The 19,675-nt window shown below is 63.1% G+C and carries 23 protein-coding genes; 22 read left to right on the plus strand and 1 reads right to left on the minus strand.

The window, feature by feature from the left end:
- The first annotated feature begins 18 nt into the window (after positions 1–18).
- The 14 genes from Herbaro_RS09465 to Herbaro_RS09530 are packed head-to-tail and all read left to right on the plus strand — an operon-like array spanning position 19 to position 11,329.
- Positions 19–1,962: a phage tail tape measure protein gene (locus Herbaro_RS09465; protein ID WP_275013564.1), complete on the plus strand. Its 1,944-nt coding sequence runs from the start codon at positions 19–21 to the stop codon at positions 1,960–1,962.
- Positions 1,963–2,020: 58 nt separating this feature from the next.
- On the plus strand, positions 2,021–2,980 hold the full coding sequence (locus tag Herbaro_RS09470; protein ID WP_275013565.1) for a hypothetical protein: 960 nt from the start codon (positions 2,021–2,023) through the stop codon (positions 2,978–2,980).
- Entirely contained in the window at positions 2,973–4,100 is a 1,128-nt protein-coding gene (locus Herbaro_RS09475; RefSeq protein WP_275013566.1) for a phage late control D family protein, read from the plus strand. The genes Herbaro_RS09470 and Herbaro_RS09475 overlap by 8 nt, the downstream gene beginning before the upstream one ends.
- On the plus strand, positions 4,097–4,756 hold the full coding sequence (locus Herbaro_RS09480; RefSeq protein ID WP_275013567.1) for a phage baseplate assembly protein V: 660 nt from the start codon (positions 4,097–4,099) through the stop codon (positions 4,754–4,756). Before Herbaro_RS09475 ends, Herbaro_RS09480 begins: the two co-directional genes overlap by 4 nt.
- Entirely contained in the window at positions 4,756–5,157 is a 402-nt protein-coding gene (locus Herbaro_RS09485) for a phage tail protein (RefSeq protein WP_275013568.1), read from the plus strand. The genes Herbaro_RS09480 and Herbaro_RS09485 overlap by 1 nt, the downstream gene beginning before the upstream one ends.
- Positions 5,154–6,281, plus strand: a complete 1,128-nt coding sequence (locus Herbaro_RS09490) for a baseplate J/gp47 family protein (protein WP_275013569.1) — start codon at positions 5,154–5,156, stop codon at positions 6,279–6,281. Before Herbaro_RS09485 ends, Herbaro_RS09490 begins: the two co-directional genes overlap by 4 nt.
- The gene (locus Herbaro_RS09495) at positions 6,281–6,949 is read left to right on the plus strand and encodes a UCP028438 family phage-derived protein (protein ID WP_275013570.1); all 669 of its coding nucleotides are present in this window, start codon (positions 6,281–6,283) and stop codon (positions 6,947–6,949) included. Before Herbaro_RS09490 ends, Herbaro_RS09495 begins: the two co-directional genes overlap by 1 nt.
- A 14-nt stretch (positions 6,950–6,963) precedes the next feature.
- Positions 6,964–8,316, plus strand: a complete 1,353-nt coding sequence (locus Herbaro_RS09500; protein ID WP_275013571.1) for a gp53-like domain-containing protein — start codon at positions 6,964–6,966, stop codon at positions 8,314–8,316.
- 1 nt (position 8,317) lies between these two features.
- Positions 8,318–8,734 carry a tail fiber assembly protein gene (locus tag Herbaro_RS09505; RefSeq protein WP_275013572.1) on the plus strand — a complete coding sequence of 139 codons (417 nt, stop codon included), beginning with the start codon at positions 8,318–8,320 and terminating at the stop codon, positions 8,732–8,734.
- A gap of 6 nt (positions 8,735–8,740) precedes the next feature.
- Positions 8,741–9,490, plus strand: coding sequence for a hypothetical protein (locus tag Herbaro_RS09510; protein ID WP_275013573.1), 750 nt, complete (start codon positions 8,741–8,743; stop codon positions 9,488–9,490).
- A gap of 51 nt (positions 9,491–9,541) precedes the next feature.
- Positions 9,542–9,934: a restriction endonuclease gene (locus Herbaro_RS09515; RefSeq protein WP_275013574.1), complete on the plus strand. Its 393-nt coding sequence runs from the start codon at positions 9,542–9,544 to the stop codon at positions 9,932–9,934.
- A complete protein-coding gene (locus tag Herbaro_RS09520; RefSeq protein ID WP_275013575.1) occupies positions 9,931–10,251 on the plus strand; it encodes a hypothetical protein in 321 nt (106 codons plus the stop codon). The genes Herbaro_RS09515 and Herbaro_RS09520 overlap by 4 nt, the downstream gene beginning before the upstream one ends.
- Complete coding sequence (locus tag Herbaro_RS09525; protein ID WP_275013576.1) at positions 10,248–10,823, plus strand: glycoside hydrolase family 19 protein; 576 nt, start codon at positions 10,248–10,250, stop codon at positions 10,821–10,823. The genes Herbaro_RS09520 and Herbaro_RS09525 overlap by 4 nt, the downstream gene beginning before the upstream one ends.
- Positions 10,820–11,329, plus strand: coding sequence for a hypothetical protein (locus Herbaro_RS09530; RefSeq protein WP_275013577.1), 510 nt, complete (start codon positions 10,820–10,822; stop codon positions 11,327–11,329). Before Herbaro_RS09525 ends, Herbaro_RS09530 begins: the two co-directional genes overlap by 4 nt.
- Positions 11,330–11,374: 45 nt before the next feature.
- Here Herbaro_RS09530 and Herbaro_RS09535 read toward each other — a convergent pair whose 3' ends face one another.
- On the minus strand, positions 11,375–12,457 hold the full coding sequence (locus tag Herbaro_RS09535; RefSeq protein WP_275013578.1) for a D-glucuronyl C5-epimerase family protein: 1,083 nt from the start codon (positions 12,455–12,457) through the stop codon (positions 11,375–11,377).
- Between the two features lie 126 nt (positions 12,458–12,583).
- Here Herbaro_RS09535 and Herbaro_RS09540 point away from each other — a divergent pair, with 126 nt between their 5' ends.
- The 8 genes from Herbaro_RS09540 to cheZ all read left to right on the plus strand — a co-directional run bounded on the left by Herbaro_RS09540 (position 12,584) and on the right by cheZ (position 19,649).
- Entirely contained in the window at positions 12,584–12,955 is a 372-nt protein-coding gene (locus tag Herbaro_RS09540; RefSeq protein WP_275013579.1) for a hypothetical protein, read from the plus strand.
- A 428-nt stretch (positions 12,956–13,383) separates the two neighbouring features.
- The gene (locus tag Herbaro_RS09545) at positions 13,384–13,611 is read left to right on the plus strand and encodes a hypothetical protein (RefSeq protein ID WP_275013580.1); all 228 of its coding nucleotides are present in this window, start codon (positions 13,384–13,386) and stop codon (positions 13,609–13,611) included.
- A 318-nt stretch (positions 13,612–13,929) separates the two neighbouring features.
- Positions 13,930–15,639 carry a methyl-accepting chemotaxis protein gene (locus Herbaro_RS09550; protein WP_275013581.1) on the plus strand — a complete coding sequence of 570 codons (1,710 nt, stop codon included), beginning with the start codon at positions 13,930–13,932 and terminating at the stop codon, positions 15,637–15,639.
- A gap of 165 nt (positions 15,640–15,804) precedes the next feature.
- Positions 15,805–16,677 (plus strand): CheR family methyltransferase, encoded by an 873-nt coding sequence (locus Herbaro_RS09555; RefSeq protein ID WP_275013582.1) that lies wholly within the window; start codon positions 15,805–15,807, stop codon positions 16,675–16,677.
- Positions 16,674–17,279: a chemoreceptor glutamine deamidase CheD gene (cheD, locus tag Herbaro_RS09560; RefSeq protein WP_275013583.1), complete on the plus strand. Its 606-nt coding sequence runs from the start codon at positions 16,674–16,676 to the stop codon at positions 17,277–17,279. The genes Herbaro_RS09555 and cheD overlap by 4 nt, the downstream gene beginning before the upstream one ends.
- Positions 17,280–17,354: 75 nt before the next feature.
- Positions 17,355–18,431 (plus strand): protein-glutamate methylesterase/protein-glutamine glutaminase, encoded by a 1,077-nt coding sequence (locus tag Herbaro_RS09565; protein WP_275013584.1) that lies wholly within the window; start codon positions 17,355–17,357, stop codon positions 18,429–18,431.
- Positions 18,432–18,607: 176 nt separating this feature from the next.
- On the plus strand, positions 18,608–19,003 hold the full coding sequence (cheY, locus tag Herbaro_RS09570) for a chemotaxis response regulator CheY (RefSeq protein ID WP_275013585.1): 396 nt from the start codon (positions 18,608–18,610) through the stop codon (positions 19,001–19,003).
- A gap of 1 nt (position 19,004) precedes the next feature.
- Positions 19,005–19,649, plus strand: a complete 645-nt coding sequence (cheZ, locus tag Herbaro_RS09575; RefSeq protein WP_446719315.1) for a protein phosphatase CheZ — start codon at positions 19,005–19,007, stop codon at positions 19,647–19,649.
- Positions 19,650–19,675: the final 26 nt, after the last annotated feature.

A 19,675-nucleotide genomic window follows, 5' to 3' on the forward strand; every position in this document is an offset into this window, starting at 1 on the left:
ATTTTCGAAGGATTTCCAGTGTTTGAAGCCTACAAGATCGGTGTCAAGATCTCGATCATCAACGCCGCCAGCTTCGGTCTGGCCGCGCTGTCGAAGGACTTCCTCCGCACCGAGGCCGATGCTGCCAAGCTGGAAAAACGGCTCCAGTCTATCAAAAAGATGGCGCTGGCCGGCAGCCTGATCGCCGGCGTGGGCACTTTGGGCTTGTCGCTGTTCAAGGCCCCTCTGGAAGCAGCTCGCCAGTACGAGCTGGCTTTCACGAAATTCAAGACCATGAACCTGGGCGACCAGGTGAATCGGCAGGCCGACCAGTTCGCGCGCAGCGCCAACGTGATGGGCGTTTCGGCCAAAGAGCTGATGAACACCCTGAGCGAGTCGGTGGGCCTCTTCGGTGACTTCGATATCGCCAAGCGGCTGGCCCCGCACATTGCGGCCTTGAACAAGGCCAACAGCGCCATTTTCGGCGGCAAGATCGACCACATCGACGAGGGCGCGACACGCTCCCTCATGAAGTTCATCGACCGCCGCGGCGGTACGCACGACGAGGCCAGCTTCCTGCGCAACCTCGACCTGGCCCAGCGCCTGGTCACCGGCTCGGGCGGCTTCGTGAAGTTCCGGGATCTAGACCAGTTCTCGCAGCAAGGCGGCACAGCCTTCCGGGGCCTGTCCGATCAGGGCGTGCTGAACATGGCATTGCTGCTGCAGGAGCAGGGCGGCGCGCGCGCGGGTACCGCGATGATGTCGATGTACCAGAACCTGATCGCAGGCCGCACCACCAAGACGGCCATGTCCGAGATCGCCGAGCTGGGCCTGGGCACGATTGTGCAGCAGAACATCGGCACCACCGGCGGAAAGCCGCAGACGCGCAACCGGCTGCAGCTGAATGAGGCTTTCGCAACCATGCTGCAGGCCGACCCGGCCAGCGCCCTGCGCCAGTTTGTGATTCCGGCGATCCAGAACAAGCACGGAAAGGACGTCGACAACAACACCATCATCAAGGTGGTCAACGACCTGCTGTCGAACCGGACGGCTTCCGGGCAGGCCTCGATCATGACCACCCAGGTGGTGCAGTTGCTGCGGGACGCCAACTTGGCCAAGAACGCCATGGGTGCGCAACAGACCATCGACCAGTTCAAGAAGGATCCCAACTCGCGGGTGGCGGACTACCTCGCCAAGACGCAAAACCTCATGGTGGAGCTGGGCCTGGTGGTGCTGCCGGGCGTGAACAAGGCGCTAGAGACCCTGATTCCGATGTTGCGCGCGGCGGCCGACTGGATCCGCGAGAACCAGACTAAGGCAAAGCTGCTGATCGGCGGGTTCATCGCCTTATCCGCCGCCATGGCCATCGGTGGAACGATCATGGTAGCCGTCGCCGGGCTGAATGCTTTGCGGCTTGCAATCAGTGCAATCGGAACAGCGGCTGGCGGCGGCGCAGCTGGAGGCGCAGGCGGCGCTGCCGCAGCTCTTGGCATGGCCGGGCGCGCGCGCGCCGGCGCGATATCTGGCCTCAAGCTGGGCGGCATCGTCGCTCTCGCCGACGGTGCGCTGGGCGCCTATCAGATCGCCAGCAACGACCAGCTCACCGCGCAGCAGAAGGCCCGCGGCTACGGCGGCGTCGCCGGCGGCGCGCTTGGTGGCATGGGCGGCGCAGCGCTTGGCGGCGCGATCGGGGCACTCTTCGGCGGTGTCGGGGCGATTCCCGGCGCCGTCATCGGCGGCATGCTGGGCAACTGGCTGGGCGGCAAGGCCGGCGAGGGCGCCGTCGGCCTGTTCCAGAAAGACCTGAGCGGCGGCGGTACGCAACGCCCCATTCAGGTAGAGACCAAGATCAACCTCGATGGCCGTCAATTGGCCAGCGTGGTTTCGCAGTACCAGGCGAAGGAAATGGCCCGCCCCACCAGCGGCGCCTCTTTCGATTTCAACCGCCAGCTGCCGCAGCCGGGCATGAACTACACGAAATAAGCAGCACCGCGCCATCAGCGGCCGCCTTCGGGCGGCCGTTTTCTTTTCGGAACAGAAAATGACTCCTGACACCATCGTCCAGCTCGGGGACTTCGAGTTTTTCCGGTATGAGGTGCCGGAGAAGATTCCATTCGGGGGCGAGCAGCGCCTGGTGATCCACAAGATGGTGGGCGGCAAGCGCGAGGTGCAGGCGCTGGGCGCTGATCCCGCGCCCATCAGCTGGAGCGGCCTGTTCTTCGGCGAAACCGCGCTCGATCGCGCGCGCTACGTCAACACCCTGAAGGACACCGGCCAGGAGGTCATTCTCCTGTGGTCGGAATTCTTCTATCGGGTGGTGATCAAGGAATTCCGGGCCGACTATGAGCGCTTCTACCAGATCCCCTACCAGATCACGGTGGAGGTGGTGGAAGACCTGTCCACGCCGGTCACCGAGATCGCTGCGGCGAACGTCGACGACATGATCAACGAGGACGCCATCAACATGAGCGGCATGTGCGATGAAATCGGCGACAGCGAGCTCTCCGAGCTGATGGATGGACTGAACAGCGCCATCGCGGCGGTCTCCGACCTCGCCAAGGCAGCCCAGAGCACGATCAATTCTGTGCTCAAGCCGCTCAACGCAGTGCGCGCGCGCGTGACCCTCCTGATGGCCTCCGTCAACAACACCGTGCGCAACGTCACGACGCTGGGCGGCATCTTGCCGAACAACCCGATCGCGGCGAATGCGGCGCGCATCTTGGGCCAGGTCAACGCGGCCACCAGACTGCCGATACTCCAGCAGCTGGACGTGGTGTCCGGCCGCATGGGCAAGAACCTGGGCACGATCAACTCGGGCACGAAGTCGATCACCATGGCCGGCGGCAACCTCTACCGGGTAGCCGCCAACGAGTACAACGACGCCATGGGCTGGACGAATATCGCCGGCGCCAACGGGATGGTGGATCCGGTGGTGGCCGACGTGCAGACGGTGGTGATCCCGCCGTACAACCAGAACACCGGTGGGGTGATGAATGCGTAGTTTGAACGTGCTGCCCGTCGTCCCGGGGGCGTCGCGCCCGCGCGGCGCCGTGCGGCTGAACGATACCCTCATCGAGGGCTGGCTGAGCTGGGAGGCGGAGAACAATACTTTCTACGCCGCCGACACCTTCCGCATTACCTTCCTGGCCAATCGGTTGCCGCCGGCGCGCGGCGCTGACTGGTTCTCGCAGCAGAAGACGGCTTTCGTGGAGATCTTCGGCGGATTTCCCGCTGATCCCGCGAATTTTGGCTGCTCCGATCTCGACAGTGTGCTCTACGGCAGGGTCGACAACATCGACTACGACATAGTGACCGGCCGCATCGAGTTGATCGGCCGCGACCTGACATCGGAATTCATCGACGCCAAGACGACGGAGAAGTGGCCCAACAAGACCGCCTCCGAGATCGCCACCGACCTAGCGGTGCGGCATGGCCTGACGCCCAAGGTGACTAAGACCACCGAAAAGGTGGGCAAGTATTACGAGATCGACCACGTCAACTTGACCGATCAGCGCAGCGAGTGGGATCTCCTGACCTATCTGGCGCATCTGGAAGAATTTTCCGTCTACGTCAGCGGCAAGACGCTGTATTTCGGGCCGAAGCCGGACGTCAATTCCGTCCCCTACGTGATCCAGTGGATCCCACCGACGGACACCAGCGGTTCGCCGGAGGCCAACATCATCTCCCTGCAGTTCTCGCGCGGGCTCACGGTATCGCGCGGCATCCAGGTGGTCGTGCGGTCGTGGAACTCCAAGCAGAAGAAGGGTTTCACGGTTTCCTATCCGAACAAGGGGAAGGGCACCCAGGCCGGCCAGGCCAAGCCCTTCGGCGATGCCCAGATCTACAGCTACACCATCCCGGGCCTGACTCAAGAACAGGCGCTCCAGCGCGCGCAGTCGCTCTATGCGGAGCTGGTGGCGCACGAAATGAAGATGACAGCGACCATGCCGGCCGACAACGTGCTGAAGGTGACCAACATGGTGCAGATGGTGGGCACGGCGACCGCCTGGGACCAGACCTATTTCCCGGACAGCGTGGTGCGCCGCATGTCGTTCGATGAGGGCTATGTGATGCACGTGAACGCCAAAAACCACGCTCCGGACTCGGTGGTGACGCTATGAGCATGGGAGACCTGAAGAACGCCATTCTCGGCCAAGCGCAACTGGCAAACGGCACGCGCGCCGCGACCAGGATGGGAACGGTCAGCAGCTACAACCCGGCCGACTACACCGTCAAGGTGAAGCTGCAGCCCGATGACACGGAGACCGGATGGTTGCCGCTGGCCGCGCTGGGCGTGGGGCAGGGCTGGGGCATGATTTTCGCGCCCGGCATCGGCGACCAGATCGAGGTGCAGTTCCAGGAAGGCGACGCCGAGACGCCCATCGCCTGCGGCCGTTTCTTCAACGACGTTGACCGGCCGATGTCGGTGCCGTCCGGCGAATTCTGGCTCGTGCACAAGTCAGGCGGCTTCATCAAGACCACCAACGACGGAAAGGCAAGCATCAACGGCCAGGCGGAGGTCGACGTCACGGCGCCGACCATCATGATCCAGGCCACCGGCAACGTGAACGTGATGGCCGGTGGCCAGGCCAACGTGACGGCGCCGGTGATCAACTTGGGCGCCGCCGGCGCTGCGCTGCTGAACATCCTGAATTCCGCCTTCGCCACGCTGTTCAACAGCCATACCCACAAGAGCAACGGCACCGCCGTGCAGACCGACCCGCCACTGCAGCAGGCGGGCGCGGCGCACATGACCAGCACTGTAAAGGCCTCCTGATGCCCGATCTCTACCACTACTGGGGCGGCGACCTCGATGTCTCCGCCTCGGGCGACCTGCTGCCCGTCGACGGCACGGTGCTGGGCCAGCAGCGCGTCCTGCGGCGCCTCCTGACCAATCCGGCGGTGCAGGGCCTGAACGGCGCGCCGAACGACCCTGGCGACTATCTGTTCCACCTGACCTATGGCGCCGGCCTGCCGCGCCAGGTTGGCCGGCTGGTGGACGTTGCCAAGGTGCGCGCGCTGATCCGGGGCCAGATCCTGATGGAGGCGGCCGTGGCGCGCTCCCCGGCGCCGGAGATTGATGTGGCGCCCATCTCGGGCGGTATGAGCGTGTCGATTCGTTACAACGACTCGCAGACCAAGAAACCAGTTTTTCTTAGCTTCGACGTGAACCAATGAGCATTTCCAGCAAAGATTTCGTCACCCTGGTCCAGGAACAGGTCGCCGCGGTGCAAGGCAAGGCGTCGGCGTTGGTCGACCTCACGATTGGCTCGCTGCTGCGCGCCGTTCTGGAGGCTACGGCCGGCGTGGCGCTGTGGCTGCAAGGCCTGATCCTGACGCTGCTGGTGACCACCCGGGCGGCAACGGCCAGCGGCACCGACCTCGACACCTGGATGGCCGACTACGGCGTGGTGCGCCTGCCCGCAGTGGCCGCCAGCGGCTCGGTGACCTTCTCGCGCTTCACCGCCAGCGGCGCCGCGCTGGTGCCGGTAGGGGCGCTGGTCCAGACCGGTGACGGCAGCCAGCAGTTCACCGTGCAGCTGGATACCTCCAATCCGGCCTACAGCGCCGCGCAGGGCGGCTATGTGCTGGCCAACGGGGTTGCTTCGATCAGCCTGACCGTGGCCGCGGTGGTGGCAGGGAGTGCCGGCAACGTCACGGCCGGCTCGATCAACACCATCGCGCAGGCTATTCCCGGCATCGACACAGTGACCAACGGCGCCGCGCTGACCACTGGCCAAGACGCTGAAAGCGATGAGGCCCTACGTGCGCGCTTCATCCAGTACATCAACAGCTTGTCCAAGGCCACTAAGGCGGCTGTGCTGTACGCGGTCTTGTCGCTGCAGCAGAACGTCAGTGCCGTCATCGTGGAAAACCTGACCTATGCGGGCAACCTGACCCAAAACGGCTACTTCTACGCGGTGGTCGACGACGGCACCGGCAATCCGAGCAGCACATTCCTGGCCAGCGCGGCCAACGCGATCGAGGCGGCGAGGCCGCTCTCGGTTACCTACGGCGTGTTCGGCCCTTCCGCGGTGACCGCCAACGTGGTCATGGCCATCACCACCGCGGCAGGCTATATCCACGCCGATGTGGTCGCCCAGGTGACGGCGGCGCTGCAGAACTACATCAACACGCTGGGCCTGGGCAATTCGCTGAGCTACACGAAGCTGGCGAACGTCGCCTATGCGGCCTCGGCCGGCGTGACCAACGTCAGCGGCGTGCTGCTCAACGGCGCGACCACCGACTTGGCCATCTCGGCGAAGCAAACGGCGAAGGCCGGAACCATCACGGTGACCTAATGACAGGCGATCAAGACGATGTTTTCAAGCGCCTTAAGGCGCTGCTGCCGCCCTGGTTCGGCGACACCACACCGATCCTCGATGCGGTTCTGTATGGCGTCGCCTATGCGCTCAGCTTCGCCTATTCGCTGTGGGCCTACGCCAAGCTTCAGACCCGGATCCTGTGGGCCACCGACGGATGGCTAGACATGATCGCCGCCGACTTCTTCGGCACCGCGCTGCAGCGCAAGCTGGGGCAGAGCGACGCCTCTTTCCGCAACCGGATCATCATCAACATGTTCCGTGGGCGCGGTACGCGGCCAGCGATGGTGCGCGTGCTTGAGGACATCACCGGGCGCACGCCCGTGATCTTCGAGCCGAACCGTCCGCTGGATACCGGCGCCCTGAACTCCCCCCAGTCGGGCGGGTACTGCGGCGTGGCCAGGATGGGATCGATGGCCGTGCCCTACACGGCCATGATCACGGCGTATCGGCCGCAGGCAACCGGCGTCGCCGCCGGCGGGGCATTCTGCTCTGCGCCGAAAGTATCCGCGCTGAACACGCCGCTGGCCACGTCCTATACAGCGTCGCTGAGCATGGTCAACCAGTCCGCCACCGACGAGGACATCTACGCCGCGGTCGAGGCGGTCAAGCCAGTCGGCACCGTGATGTGGGTCAGCATCCAGTAGACCCCTCAGATTTTATGAACGACAAGCCGCCTCCGGGCGGCTTTTTTTATTCCGGAGAGCAAATGCGCCGCGTCATTACCCAGATCGGACAATCGATTTACGAATGGCTGTTCACCCGCCAGGCCCAAGACAACATGGTCGCCCTGGGCAAGCTGACTGCCGCCGTCATCGGCACCAGCACCACCGTGAGCGGCATGGCGGTGACGCCTACCTCTCCAGCGTCGATGCAGGTCAACGTCGCGCCTGGCGAGATCTACGCGCTGGCGGCCTTGGAGAGCACGGTCTACGGCACCCTCCCTGTGGACACCACGCACCAGATCGTGAAGCAGGGCATCCAGCTGGATACGACGCAGCTGACGTGCGCGGCGCCGCCCACCGCCGGCCAATCTATCAACTACCTGGTGCAAGCCTCCTTCGCCGAGCAGGACATCAGCGTTGACCCGACGACTGGCAGCACGCCGGTGGTGCTGCAGTTCTACAACTCGAGCAACCCGTCCCAGCCCTGGAGCGGCCCCAACAACTCCGGACAGACGAGCAACACCTTCCGGCAGGGATCCGTGGCGCTCAACGCCAAGCCGGGTATCGCCGCCGCCACCGGCAGCCAGGTGACCCCGGCGCCGGATGCGGGCTTTGTCGGCCTGTATGTCGTGACCGTGGCGAACGGCCAGACCACCATTGTCTCCGGCAACATCAGCGCCTATCCCGGTGCGCCGATCCTCTCTGAGACATTGCAGCAAAAAATCAGCAAGGCCACGGCCGACACCCTGTACAACAACTTGCAGGCCAGCTCGGTGAACATCATCACCGCGTCCGGCACCCTAGCGGCATCAATTGGTGGGGGCTCGGTGATTCTGAATGCTGCCGGCGCCACCACCCAGACGCTGCCGGCGGCGTCGGCCGTAGCAGCTGGGCGCCGCATCGAGTTCATGAACATCAACGCCGGCACCGGAACGGTATCGCGGGCCGGCAGCGACACGATCACCACCGGTTCTTCATCGGTCACGAGCTTGGCCTTGGGGGCCGGGGACACCCTGACGCTGGAGAGCAACGGCACGAACGGCTGGTATGCGGTGGGGGGGACGGCGCAGCTCAGCGCCTCAACGGTGTTTGGGGGATCCATTTCCGCAAACGGATGGAAGAGGCTGCCCGGCGGCCTGATTCTTCAATGGGGCGTCGGGAATTTCAACAATGGCGGTTTCGTCAACAGCTTTCCTATCACCTTCCCGAACAACGTGTTCGCCATGAGCACGGGTTCCAACTCGGGAAATCCGCCTACCACACTTGGCGTAAGCCCCACTAACAACGGCTTTACTGGATTTACAGGATCTGCTGCTAGCAGCCACTACTTCATGGCCATCGGAAACTGACATGGACTATTTCTATTCTGCTACCACCAGCGGCTTCTACTGCGAAGCTATCAACGGCACCGACATCCCGGCAGACGCCAAGGCGATCACCGAGGAGCGGTACAACGAGGTCATGGCCGGCCAGGCGACCGGGAAGCGGATCGTGGCTGATGCCGACGGCATGCCGGTGCTGGCCGACCAGCTGCCCCCGACCAGCGAACAGCTGGCGGCGCAGGCCCTGCTGCAGCGTGCAACGCTGCTCGCGGCGGCCGCTAACGCGATCGCCCCGCTGCAGGACGCCGTGGACCTGGAGATCGCGACCGATGCCGAGAAGGCGGAGCTGACTGCATGGAAGCAATATCGCGTGGCCCTGAGCCGTATCGGTCAACAGGCCACTTATCCCATGGACATTGATTGGCCAGAGGCGCCGAAAGGTTGATAGCCTATGAAGATCGTCAGATACCTCGCCAACGGGGTCGAAGCTCCGGCTCCGATGGCAGCCAATGGGGCGGCGCTTTCTTCGACCAGCGCGCTCATGCGGGCCGGCAGCTATGTTTTTGGGGGCGTTTCCTATGACTGCTCGCAACAGGGGCTTTATCGATTCATAGATCTGGACACCGGCATCTCCATCAACAAGCTTTCATGGGACAGCCCGAATTTCGACTACTACTCGTTCATAAGCGGCATGTGCCACAACCACCTGCATGGCTCGGAAGATGAACAGATGTTGTCGACCCGTGATGGGGACTGGGACTATCAGGTCATCAGCAATAGGGGCATCAACGGCAAGTGGCGGAACCGGTGTGGCGTCATCGCCAGTCTCGCGGCCTGGTACATCGGAATTTTTGGGAAGACCGCACGAGCGGTCAATGTCGTCACGAATGGAGCGCAGAACGGTTTCGATGATGGCCACTTTGTTCTGGAAACGCTTCATGGAAGTGCCTGGCGCATGTGGGACATGACGAATGCATGTTACTTCGTCGATGCAGCAGGAGCTCATATGTCGGCCGCGGCGCTCATTGCACAGATCGCGAACGGAGGAGCCTTCCCCCAAAAGATTTCCCTTGATGGCGATCTGGAGCCCAAGTTCGACAGTCATTCCCGAGCCGGCAACATCGACATGAGTTGTTACGTTCGCTACCTGCCATCTGGTGGGGAAAGCTGGTACCGGAGAATTTTCCAGCGAGTTGTATAAATCACCATAGCATCGAGGCCCCATTGAGGGCCTTTTCTTTTTGGGGGCTCAATGCCGGAACCAACATCAAGCGCCATGGCGGGGGCCAGCGCTTTCGCCGTCGGCACCATCACGATCACCGGCTCGTTCCTTGGCCTGCAGTATGACCTGCTGCTGGTCGGCCTGGCCGGCGGACTGGTCGCGCTGTCGTTCATGCGTCAGGTGTCGCCGGGCCGCATGCTGGTCTCGATCTTCACGAGCGCCATCGTCGGCGGATACGGCGGCCCGGTGCTGGCCGCCGCGGCACCGGAGTATTTGGCCTGGGCGGCGAAGATCCCGGACCAGATCCGATGGTTCAGCGCCTTCGCCTGCGGCATCGGCGCGCAGACCATCGTGCCGCTGGCGCTGGAGCAGCTGCGCACGCGCTTCGGAGGGGGGAAACCAGGACAGGAGACCGCCCCATGATCGCCCACATCATCGCCATCCTCGACTACGTCGAGGCCAACCCGCTGCTGGTCATCAACCTGCTGGCGAGCGTGCTGCTGCTGGCGCACTGCCTTTTCCGAATCAACAAGATGGACCGGAGCAGCAACCACGCCGTGCGGGTGTTCTACATCCTGCTGGGCGTGGGCGCCGCCGGCGTTCTGCTGGGGCCGCTCTATGCCTACACGCGGCCCCAGCCGGCCGAAGTCATTTCCAACATCGGCGCCGCTGGCCTGCTCTGGGGCGGCTGGTTCTACCGCAACCGGCGCGCCAGCGACGTGAAGGAGCGCACACCATGACGCTGACCCTCCAGCAGTTGAAGACCATCATGCCCGCCGCCGCGCGGGCATCGTTGTTTCTGGATCCGCTGAATGCCGCAATGGCGGAATTCGGCATCGACACGCGCCTGCGCGTCGCCGCCTTCTTGGCGCAGGTCGGCCACGAATCCGGGCAGTTCCAGTTCATGGAGGAGCTGGCCAGCGGCGCCGCCTACGACGGGCGCGTCGACCTGGGCAACACCAACCCGGAGGCCGTGCGCATCGCGGCCGCGCACGGTAGCACGCCAGGCAAGTTCTGGAAGGGCCACGGCCCGATCCAGATTACCGGCTACAACAACCACCTGGCCGCCATGCTGGCGCTACACGTGGACTGCGTGGAGCAGCCGCGCTTGCTGTGCGAACCCGTCAACGGTTGCCGTGCCGCCGGTTGGTTCTGGGAGACCCATGGTTTGGCCAAGTGGGCCGATGCCGGCGACATTGATGGCGTGAGCGACGTGGTCAACCGCGGCAAGAAGACGGTGGCCATCGGCGACGCCAACGGCTTCACCGACCGCAAGGCCATCTACGACCGCGCGCTCAAGGTGCTGCCATGACCTGGGCGGCGATCAAGGGGCTGCTGGGCATCGTCCCATCCTGGTGTTACTGGATCCTGCTGCTGGCGGCGCTGTGCCTGGGCTGCGAGCTGCATGGCGCCGGCCGGATCCAGAAGAAGTGGGATCTGCAGGTGCAGCAGCAGAAGGACGCCAACGATGCCGCGATCCAGCTGCGGCGCGAACAGAACAGGGCCATCGGCGCCGAGCAGGCGCTGGTCTCGGCCAACATCCAGAAAGGACATGATGATGAAATGGCACAAGTGCGCGCTGATTTGCGCAAGCCTAAGCGGTTGCGCCTCGGCCCCCAATGGTGCGGCGCCGGTGCTGCCGGAGCCGCCCAAGCCAGTGGCGCCGCCGGCAGCGATGCAGCCGGTGCCGGCGGCCGGGTACTTTCTCCAGAGTTGGACGCAGCTGTTAAATCGTTGATCAACCAGGCCGAGGACGCTGCGGGCACCGCGCGCGCCGCGCAGGCGTTCATCCGCCAGAATGGCATGGCGCCGCCCTGACTATCCCCCGAACTTCACCGTGATTGGTGGGGTTCGGGGGCTTTTTTATTTTTTGAGGGAATTTTTGTAGGCCTCGGCTGCGAGATGGACAAACAGCCGGTCATTCGTCTGATAATCCTTCCAGCGAGTTGCTGTGTCGCTGAAAAATGGATTTTTTGAGATCGCGGCGGCGGCGTCAAACATCGCGATAATGCAGGCCAGATAGTCGCCGTTGATGAAATCGCCTTGATTCACTTGGTCATAGGTTAGCCAGTAACCGGTATCGTATTTGTTGATGCTCGGCGGCACCGATGCAAGCCCGCGTTCAACGATCGACTTTGCCTGCTGGTCACCGGTCACGCGATAGTAATCCCATGCTCCAAACAGCGACAGCATGTGCCCGTTGAGGACGTGACTCGGCGTGCGAATGTTGGGATATTCCTCCAGCCAGAGATTTCCGTGGTCTATGGATAAAACCCCGCCTTCCTCCAATGGAACCGTCAGCCAGCGATATGCAGAGGTTGCCGCATCCATGTAGCGCTGGTCACGGGTCTCCTGGTAGACGCGCAGGAAGAGAGAAGTGGCCACGCTCTGGGTGAGGGCAGAAATCCATGGCGCCTTCAAGTCGCGTGAGGGGATTTCCTTCGTCCACTCGAATTTTCCGTCTTTCTGTTCCTTGAGGACGTGGTCAGCAATGGCTAGCAGGGTGGCTTTATGGCCCGGGTCGGACGTCACCAAATAAGCATTCCACGCCGACAATCCGCAATAAATCTGCGTGGTCGGGGCCATCGTGGAAAGCTCTGCACATTGCGGCGGTATCATGTGGTCGCTCTTTTCCCGCTGCCCCGATCCACGGACGTAATAATTTCCAAGCTTGGGCCCTGTCACATCGACGGTTTCGGCAATGTAGCCTTTATCCTCGCCAGGATGAGCGAATTGCTTGCGGTAGTTTTTAAACCAGCGATCCCCTCCAGCCCTGACAATAAATGCCTCCGATTTGCTCCGACCGCCCCACCAGGAAGTTGTATTGGTGACCTTCGCAATTTCTTTCAACGTCGAGGCCGGTACCGATAACTGAGTAGATGGTTCCTGGCAGCCAGCTACAAGCCCAATGGAAAGCAGAAGTGTCACAAGGATTATTTTTTTCATGTTTGCCAACTTTTACATTTTCCCCATTATTTTAGCCGAGGCGTTCAGATTGGCATTTGGCAACTAGCCTTTGAGCAGATGGAAAGGCTGGAATATACTGGCTAGCCATACAGTGGTTTTCCAGTCATGAAACTGCCGCCCGACTATCCGAAGGACCTGCATCCGCTGCCCGTTGAGGAGCTGGCGGAGCTGTACAAGCGGGCGCCTTCGCCGGAAATGCGGGCCGCGCTGTGGGAAATTCGGCGGCTGCACCATTTTATTGCACAGCGGTACCGGGACATAAAGCAGATCGAATACCTGTACTTTCAGTCCAATCCGACCGGCTTGAGCGATTTCAAGAAACCATACCGGGAGCAGCGGGAGCTGCAGGAGAAGAAGCCGCCAAAGCCGCCGGAGGAAACGCCGGCCGAGAGGCGCCAGTGGAAAACGGTCGAGGTGGAGACGCCATTCGGGATAGGGCGCCGCCTGGTGAAGCCCAAGGAAAAGAGGCGACCATGAGCCCTGGCGGCCTGTCCGCGCTGTCTAATATAGAAGACGATAGGCGCGCAGGATGTGCCTTACCGACCCTCTGCTTGCGCACTGTATATTAGACAGAATAGTGATGAAGTCCCGATTTAAGCCAGTTTGCGGCGAATTCAGACCTGCATGGGGTGCAAGGGGTCGAGTGTTCGAATCACTCCGTCCCGACCAGAAAATCGAAGGGTTACAAGCAAATTTGCTTGTAACCCTTTTCTGTTTTGCGCGGCCGAATCCTGCTGCCTTATCGCGATGCGAATGCCATCATTCGCAGGCGCGGCGTTACATAAACACACAATTTCACGTCCCCAGTCCGGCGGCCCGGCGCGTTACCTGATCACCACGGCATACAACGTGGATGCCGGAGCAATCCGGCCCAGCCCATCGCCAAACAAGATCAGGAGCATCGCATGAAATCCCTTTTATTGATCCCCGTCATCGCCGGGACACTTGCCTTGAGCGGCTGCATCGTGCAGCCGGTACAGCCGGTTCATCCGGCTTACGTCGCGCCGCCGGGAGTGGTCTACGTTGCCCCGACCTATGTGTCGCCCGGTCCCGGCTACGTCTGGGCCTATCATGAACATTACGGCTGGGGCTGGCGCCACCCACAGTACGGCTGGCATCGCGGCTGGCGTTGAGCGCGCATCTGTTCCAGAAAAAGCGGCCCGAAGGCCGCTTTTTCTTTGGCAGGGAGAGCCGCATCGCGCCTGGGATCGCCAGCGTGAAATGCTTGAGCCCGGCGATGCCGGCGGACTGCTCGCGATGTCATCGCGACAATCCGGATGGCGCCGCCTGCGCCTTCCTGCGGCGAATCTTGGTATTCGAACAAGCGTGCGTTTTTAAGCTATGCGTAAGCTAAGTCATCTACATTGCGGACAATGCGGCTCATTACGCACGCCGCGATGCCTGTCACGAAGCAGGCGCATACAAGCGGGATACCCGCAAGGAGACAAGCGATGGCAGAGTTGAAGGCAGGGGCGTCCGCCGCCGGTGCGCGGACTTGGAGCATCAGGTTGTTGCCGTGGCTGGCGGGGGCGGCGCTGGGCTGCGGCGCGGCGTTCGCGCTGGAGGCTGCCGGCGTCGGCAAGGCCGTGGGCGTCCCGCTGCAATCCTCGGCGGCCGCGCTGCTGGCGCTGCTCGGCTTCGCCCTGACGCAGCGGCGCGGCAACGCGGGCGACGCGCAACTGGTGGACAAGGTCGGCAACGAGATCGACCACATCATGATCGGCGCGGCAGAGACCTCTTTCTTCGTCGACTCCATCAAGAACAAGATCAGCAAGGACGTCGACTCCGCTAACAATATCGCCGCCAGCGCCGAGCAGAATGCCGCGACCACCGAGCAGATCGCCGCCAACGCCGAGCGCGCTTCGGCGATCGCCGCCGAGGTGCGTTCGGAGAGCGTGAGCGGGCGCGCCGAAGTCGATCGCGGCTTGCAGCAAATCGGGCAGGCGCGCACCGACGCGCAATCGGCCTCGGGCATGATGGCGCAGTTGCAGGAAAAATCGCGCCGCATCCACGGCATCACCGAGGTCATCAGCGAGATCGCCGCGCGCACCAATCTGCTGGCGCTGAACGCGGCCATCGAGGCGGCGCGCGCCGGCGAGCAGGGGCGCGGCTTCGCGGTGGTGGCGGGCGAGGTGCGTCAGCTGGCCCAGCGCACCAAGGAGGCCACCGACGACATCGGCGTGATGGTGCGCGGGATCAGCGAAGAGGCCGAACGCGCAGCTGCCGGCATGAATGCGCTGAGCGGACGCGTGCTGGAGGCCGCGCAGAACGTGGAGAAGGTGCACGTGCTGTTGAACAGCATCGAGCGCTCCGCCGGGCAGTCGCAGGAGCAGATCGAAGAGATCGCGCTGGCGTCGCGCGAACATGTCCAGACCACGCAGAACATCGCCGAGTCGATCACCGCCATTCGCAACGGCATGCTGCAGACCGATGAGGAATTGCCGCGCGTGGCGGCGTCGGCGATGACGCTCTCGGAGCGCGCCGAGACCGTGTTCGAGGCCATTGCCGAGAGCGGCGCGCGCAGCGCCCATGACGCGATCCGCATTGCCGCCGCCGAGGGCGCGCGCGAAGTGGGGCGGCTGTTCGAGGAGTCGATCAAGGCCGGCCGCATTGCCGAGTCGGCGCTGTTCGACCGCACCTACAAGCCCATCCCCAATACCTCCCCGCAAAAGCATTCGACCCAGTTCGACGCCTTTACCGACCGTGTGCTGCCGGCCATCCAGGAGGCCATCCTGGAGCGCATGCCGCAGTTGGCCTACGCCGGCGCGGTGGACAACAACGGCTACTTCCCGACCCACAACAAGAAGTTCTCCCAGCCGCTGACCGGCAACTACGACGTCGACCTGGTCAACAACCGCACCAAGCGCATCTTCACCGACCGCACCGGCAGGCGCTGCGGTTCCAACACCAAGCCTTTCCTGCTGCAGACCTACAAGCGCGACACCGGCGAAGTGATGCATGACCTGTCTGTTCCGGTGTACGTCAACGGCAAGCATTGGGGCGGTTTCCGCGTCGGCTATCGCTCCAGCCACGCGCCTGCCGCCGCACCGGTGGCGACGCCGGCGCCGGCCAAGCCTCTGCCCGCAGCGCTCAGGAATTCTGCCGGATTGCCCGCGGCGGCATCTCGCGCGCCTGAGCGAGGCACGGCAAGGGCCAGTTGACTTGGCGCAATAGCGGGGTAAAAGCGTTTCATTTCCAAGGCTCGATCGCTTGACCCCGTCCGGCGGCTGATAGATTATTCGACAAAGGGGGGACCGCCTGCAGCAGCCGGCGGCAGACACTATGCAGCGCGCCGGTTGGCGCGCTGCGCGATTGAAGGAAACACAGTGAAGCCTACGGTGCCAAGCAAGGGCGAATCATCCGGCAAGGAGTTCGATTTCACCGGCCGTGATTTCGAACGAGTCCGTGGACTTATCTACCAACGTGCCGGCATCGCGCTGGCCGACAGCAAGCAGGAGATGGTGTACAGCCGCCTGGCGCGGCGGCTGCGCGCCACCGGGATCCAATCCTTCAACCAGTACCTCGACATGCTCGAGCGCACCCAGGATTCGGAGGAGTGGGAGGCTTTCACCAACGCGCTGACCACCAACCTGACGTCGTTCTTCCGCGAGGCGCACCATTTTCCCATCCTGGGCGACTTCCTCAAGACGCTGAAGGAGCCGGCCACCATCTGGTGCTCGGCCGCGTCCACCGGGGAAGAGCCCTACACCATCGCGATGACCGCCTGCGAGGCTTACGGAACGTTGACGCCGCCGGTGCAGATCGTCGCCACCGACATCGACACCAACGTGCTGGCCACCGGGGCCAATGGCGTCTATCCCATGGAGCGCATCGAGAAGATGTCGCCCGAACGGGTGAAGAAATTCTTCCTGCGCGGCAAAGGCAGCCATGAGGGCTATGTGCGCATCCGCCCCGAGCTGCGCAAGCTGATCACCTTCAAGCAGCTGAACCTGCTGGCCGACGGCTGGCCGATCAGCGGCCAGTTCGACGTGATCTTCTGCCGCAACGTGATGATCTATTTCGACAAGCCGACCCAGAGCAAGATCCTGTCGCGCTTCGTGCCGCTGATGAAGCCCCATGCCCTGCTGTTCGCCGGCCATTCGGAGAACTTCCTCTACGTGTCGGATTCGCTCAAGCTCAAGGGCAAGACGGTCTATGAGCTCAATGCGGCCCAGCGCGGCGCGAGGAGCAAGGCATGAGCCAGGCGCCGGACCAGTTCGCGTCCAACCTCTACTACGACCGCACGTTCGACTGCGATGCCGCCAAGATCCTGCCGGGAGAATATTTTTTTACCCACAAGGACATGATGATCGTGACCGTGCTGGGCTCCTGCGTGTCGGCCTGTATCCGCGATCGCGTGTCAGGCATCGGCGGCATGAATCACTTCATGCTTCCCGATGGCGGCGGCGATGAGGGCAGCCCGGTGTCGGCGTCGGCGCGCTATGGCAACTACGCCATGGAAATCCTCATCAACGACGTGCTCAAGGCGGGTGCCCGGCGCGACAACCTGGAGGCCAAGGTGTTCGGCGGCGGCAACGTGCTGCGCGGTTTTTCAGCGATCAACGTAGGCGAGCGCAACGCCGAGTTCGTGCGCCGCTACCTGAAGGACGAGCACATCCGCGTCGTGGCCGAGGATCTCAATGACGTGTGGCCGCGCAAGGTCTATTTTTTTCCACGGACTGGCAAGGTGCTGGTCAAAAAACTCAAACAGCTGCACAACAACACACTGGCGGATCGGGAAAAAGCCTACGCAAGCAAACTGGTTACCAAACCGGTGGGCGGCGAGGTCGACCTGTTCTGAACGACGGCATCTTCTTGTCGGTGTGCGCAGGACGCCACGACACGCAAGTGTGGCAGGCAATACGAAAGCATGACTATGAAAATAAAAGTTCTCATCGTTGACGACTCCGCGCTGATTCGCAGCGTGATGCGCGAAATCATCGGCAGCCAACCCGACATGGAAGTGGTAGGCGTGGCGCCGGATCCGATCATCGCCCGCGAGATGATCAAACAGACCAATCCCGACGTGTTGACCCTGGACGTCGAAATGCCGCGCATGGACGGCCTGGATTTCCTCGAAAAACTGATGCGCCTGCGGCCCATGCCGGTGGTGATGGTGTCCTCGCTGACCGAACGCGGTTCGGAAATCACCCTGCGCGCGCTGGAGCTGGGCGCCATCGACTTCGTCACCAAGCCCAAGATCTCGATCCAGAGCGGCATGCAGGAGTATGCCGACATGATCGCCGACAAGATCCGCGCCGCCTCCAAGGCGCGTGTGCGCGCACGCGCGCCGCGTCCGGGCGAGCAGGGCGCTACGCCCGGCGAGGCGCTGCCGCAGATCCGCAATCCGCTGACCAGTAGCGAAAAGCTGATCATCATCGGCGCCTCCACCGGCGGCACCGAAGCCATCAAGGAATTCCTGATCCGCATGCCTTCCGATTGTCCGGGCATCCTGATCACCCAGCACATGCCGGAGGGCTTCACCCGTTCCTTCGCCCAGCGCCTGAACAACCTGTGCAAGATCTCGGTGATCGAGGCCGCCGGCAACGAGCGCGTGTTGCCGGGGCATGCCTACATCGCTCCCGGCCACTCGCACCTGAAGCTGGTGCGCAGCGGCGCCAACTACATGACCCAGCTCGACCAGGGGCCGCCGGTGAACCGTCACCGTCCCTCGGTGGACGTGCTGTTCCAGTCGGCCGCGGCCTGCGCCGGCAAGAACGCGGTCGGCGTGATCCTGACCGGCATGGGCAAGGACGGCGCCCAGGGCATGCTGGAAATGAAGAATGCGGGCGCCTACAACTTTGCCCAGGATGAGGCCTCCTGCGTCGTGTTCGGCATGCCGCGCGAGGCCATCGCGATTGGCGCCGCCCATGAAGTGCTGTCGCTGCAGGCCATGCCGGGCCGGGTTCTGGCGTGGCTGGCGGAACACGGAAGCCGCGCCTTGCGGGTGTGAAATACCTGGCGGCGCCGATTCCGCTGCCATTTTCACGGTCGCTGCACTACAATGCCGTGGCGCAGGAGAGGGGCGTGCGGGCGCGGTGCGCACGTACGCGAGAAGACGGTGGACGGTTCAAGTTTGCATGTGCGCTTGCCGTTAACCAAGATCAATTGAATAGATGGAGTCTTAGCATGGCGGGTCCCAATACCAAGTTCTTAGTCGTCGATGACTTTTCGACTATGCGCCGCATCGTGCGCAACCTGCTCAAGGAATTGGGCTATACCAACGTGGATGAGGCTGAAGACGGCGTGCAGGCGCTGCAAAAGCTGCGCAGCGACCAGTTCGATTTCGTCGTCTCCGACTGGAACATGCCCAACATGGACGGCCTGACCATGCTGCAGGAAATCCGCAAGGATCCGGCCCTCTCCAAGCTGCCGGTGCTGATGGTGACCGCCGAGGCCAAGAAGGAAAACATCGTGGCGGCGGCCCAGGCCGGCGCCAACGGCTATGTTGTCAAGCCGTTCACTGCCGCGACGCTGGACGAGAAACTGGGCAAGATCTTCGAAAAGATGGCCGCAGGTGGCTGATATGGACGCCAGCGTGAAGCCTGTCCAGGCTGATGAAGGCGGCGCCATGAGCGACGTGGTGCTGGCCCGCATCGGCCACATGACGCGCAACCTGCACGACAGCCTGCGCGGCCTGGGGTTCGACCGCTTGCTGGAGCGGGCCGCGAGCGACATGCCGGACGCGCGCGATCGCCTGGAGTACGTGGCGCGCATGACCGAACAGGCGGCCCAACGTGTGTTGACCGCCACCGAGCTGGCCAGCCCGTTGCAGGAACGCATCGGCGACGGCGCGGCCGAGCTCAAGGCGCAATGGGATGCGGCCGGCGCCGGCAGCTTCTCGGAAGCCGATTACCGCGCCCTGGGCGCCAGGACGTCGGCTTTCCTGGCGCAGGTCGGGCAAGACAGCAGCGTGACCAAGCAGCAATTGCTCGACATCATGATGGCGCAGGACTTCCAGGATCTGACCGGCCAGGTGATCAAGCGCGTCACCCAGCTGGCGCATGAGCTGGAGTCGCAACTGGTGCAACTGCTGGTGGATTACTCGCCGGGCGACCTCAAGCGCGAAGACACCGGCCTGCTGAACGGTCCCCAGATCGATCCGGCCGGCAAGGACGTGATCGCCAACCAGGGGCAGGTCGACGACCTGCTGGAAAGCCTGGGCTTCTGACGGGGCGCCGTCCGCAAGGGCGGCCC

This window comes from Herbaspirillum sp. WKF16 (genome assembly GCF_028993615.1).
In the GTDB taxonomy this organism is placed as follows: domain Bacteria; phylum Pseudomonadota; class Gammaproteobacteria; order Burkholderiales; family Burkholderiaceae_D; genus Herbaspirillum.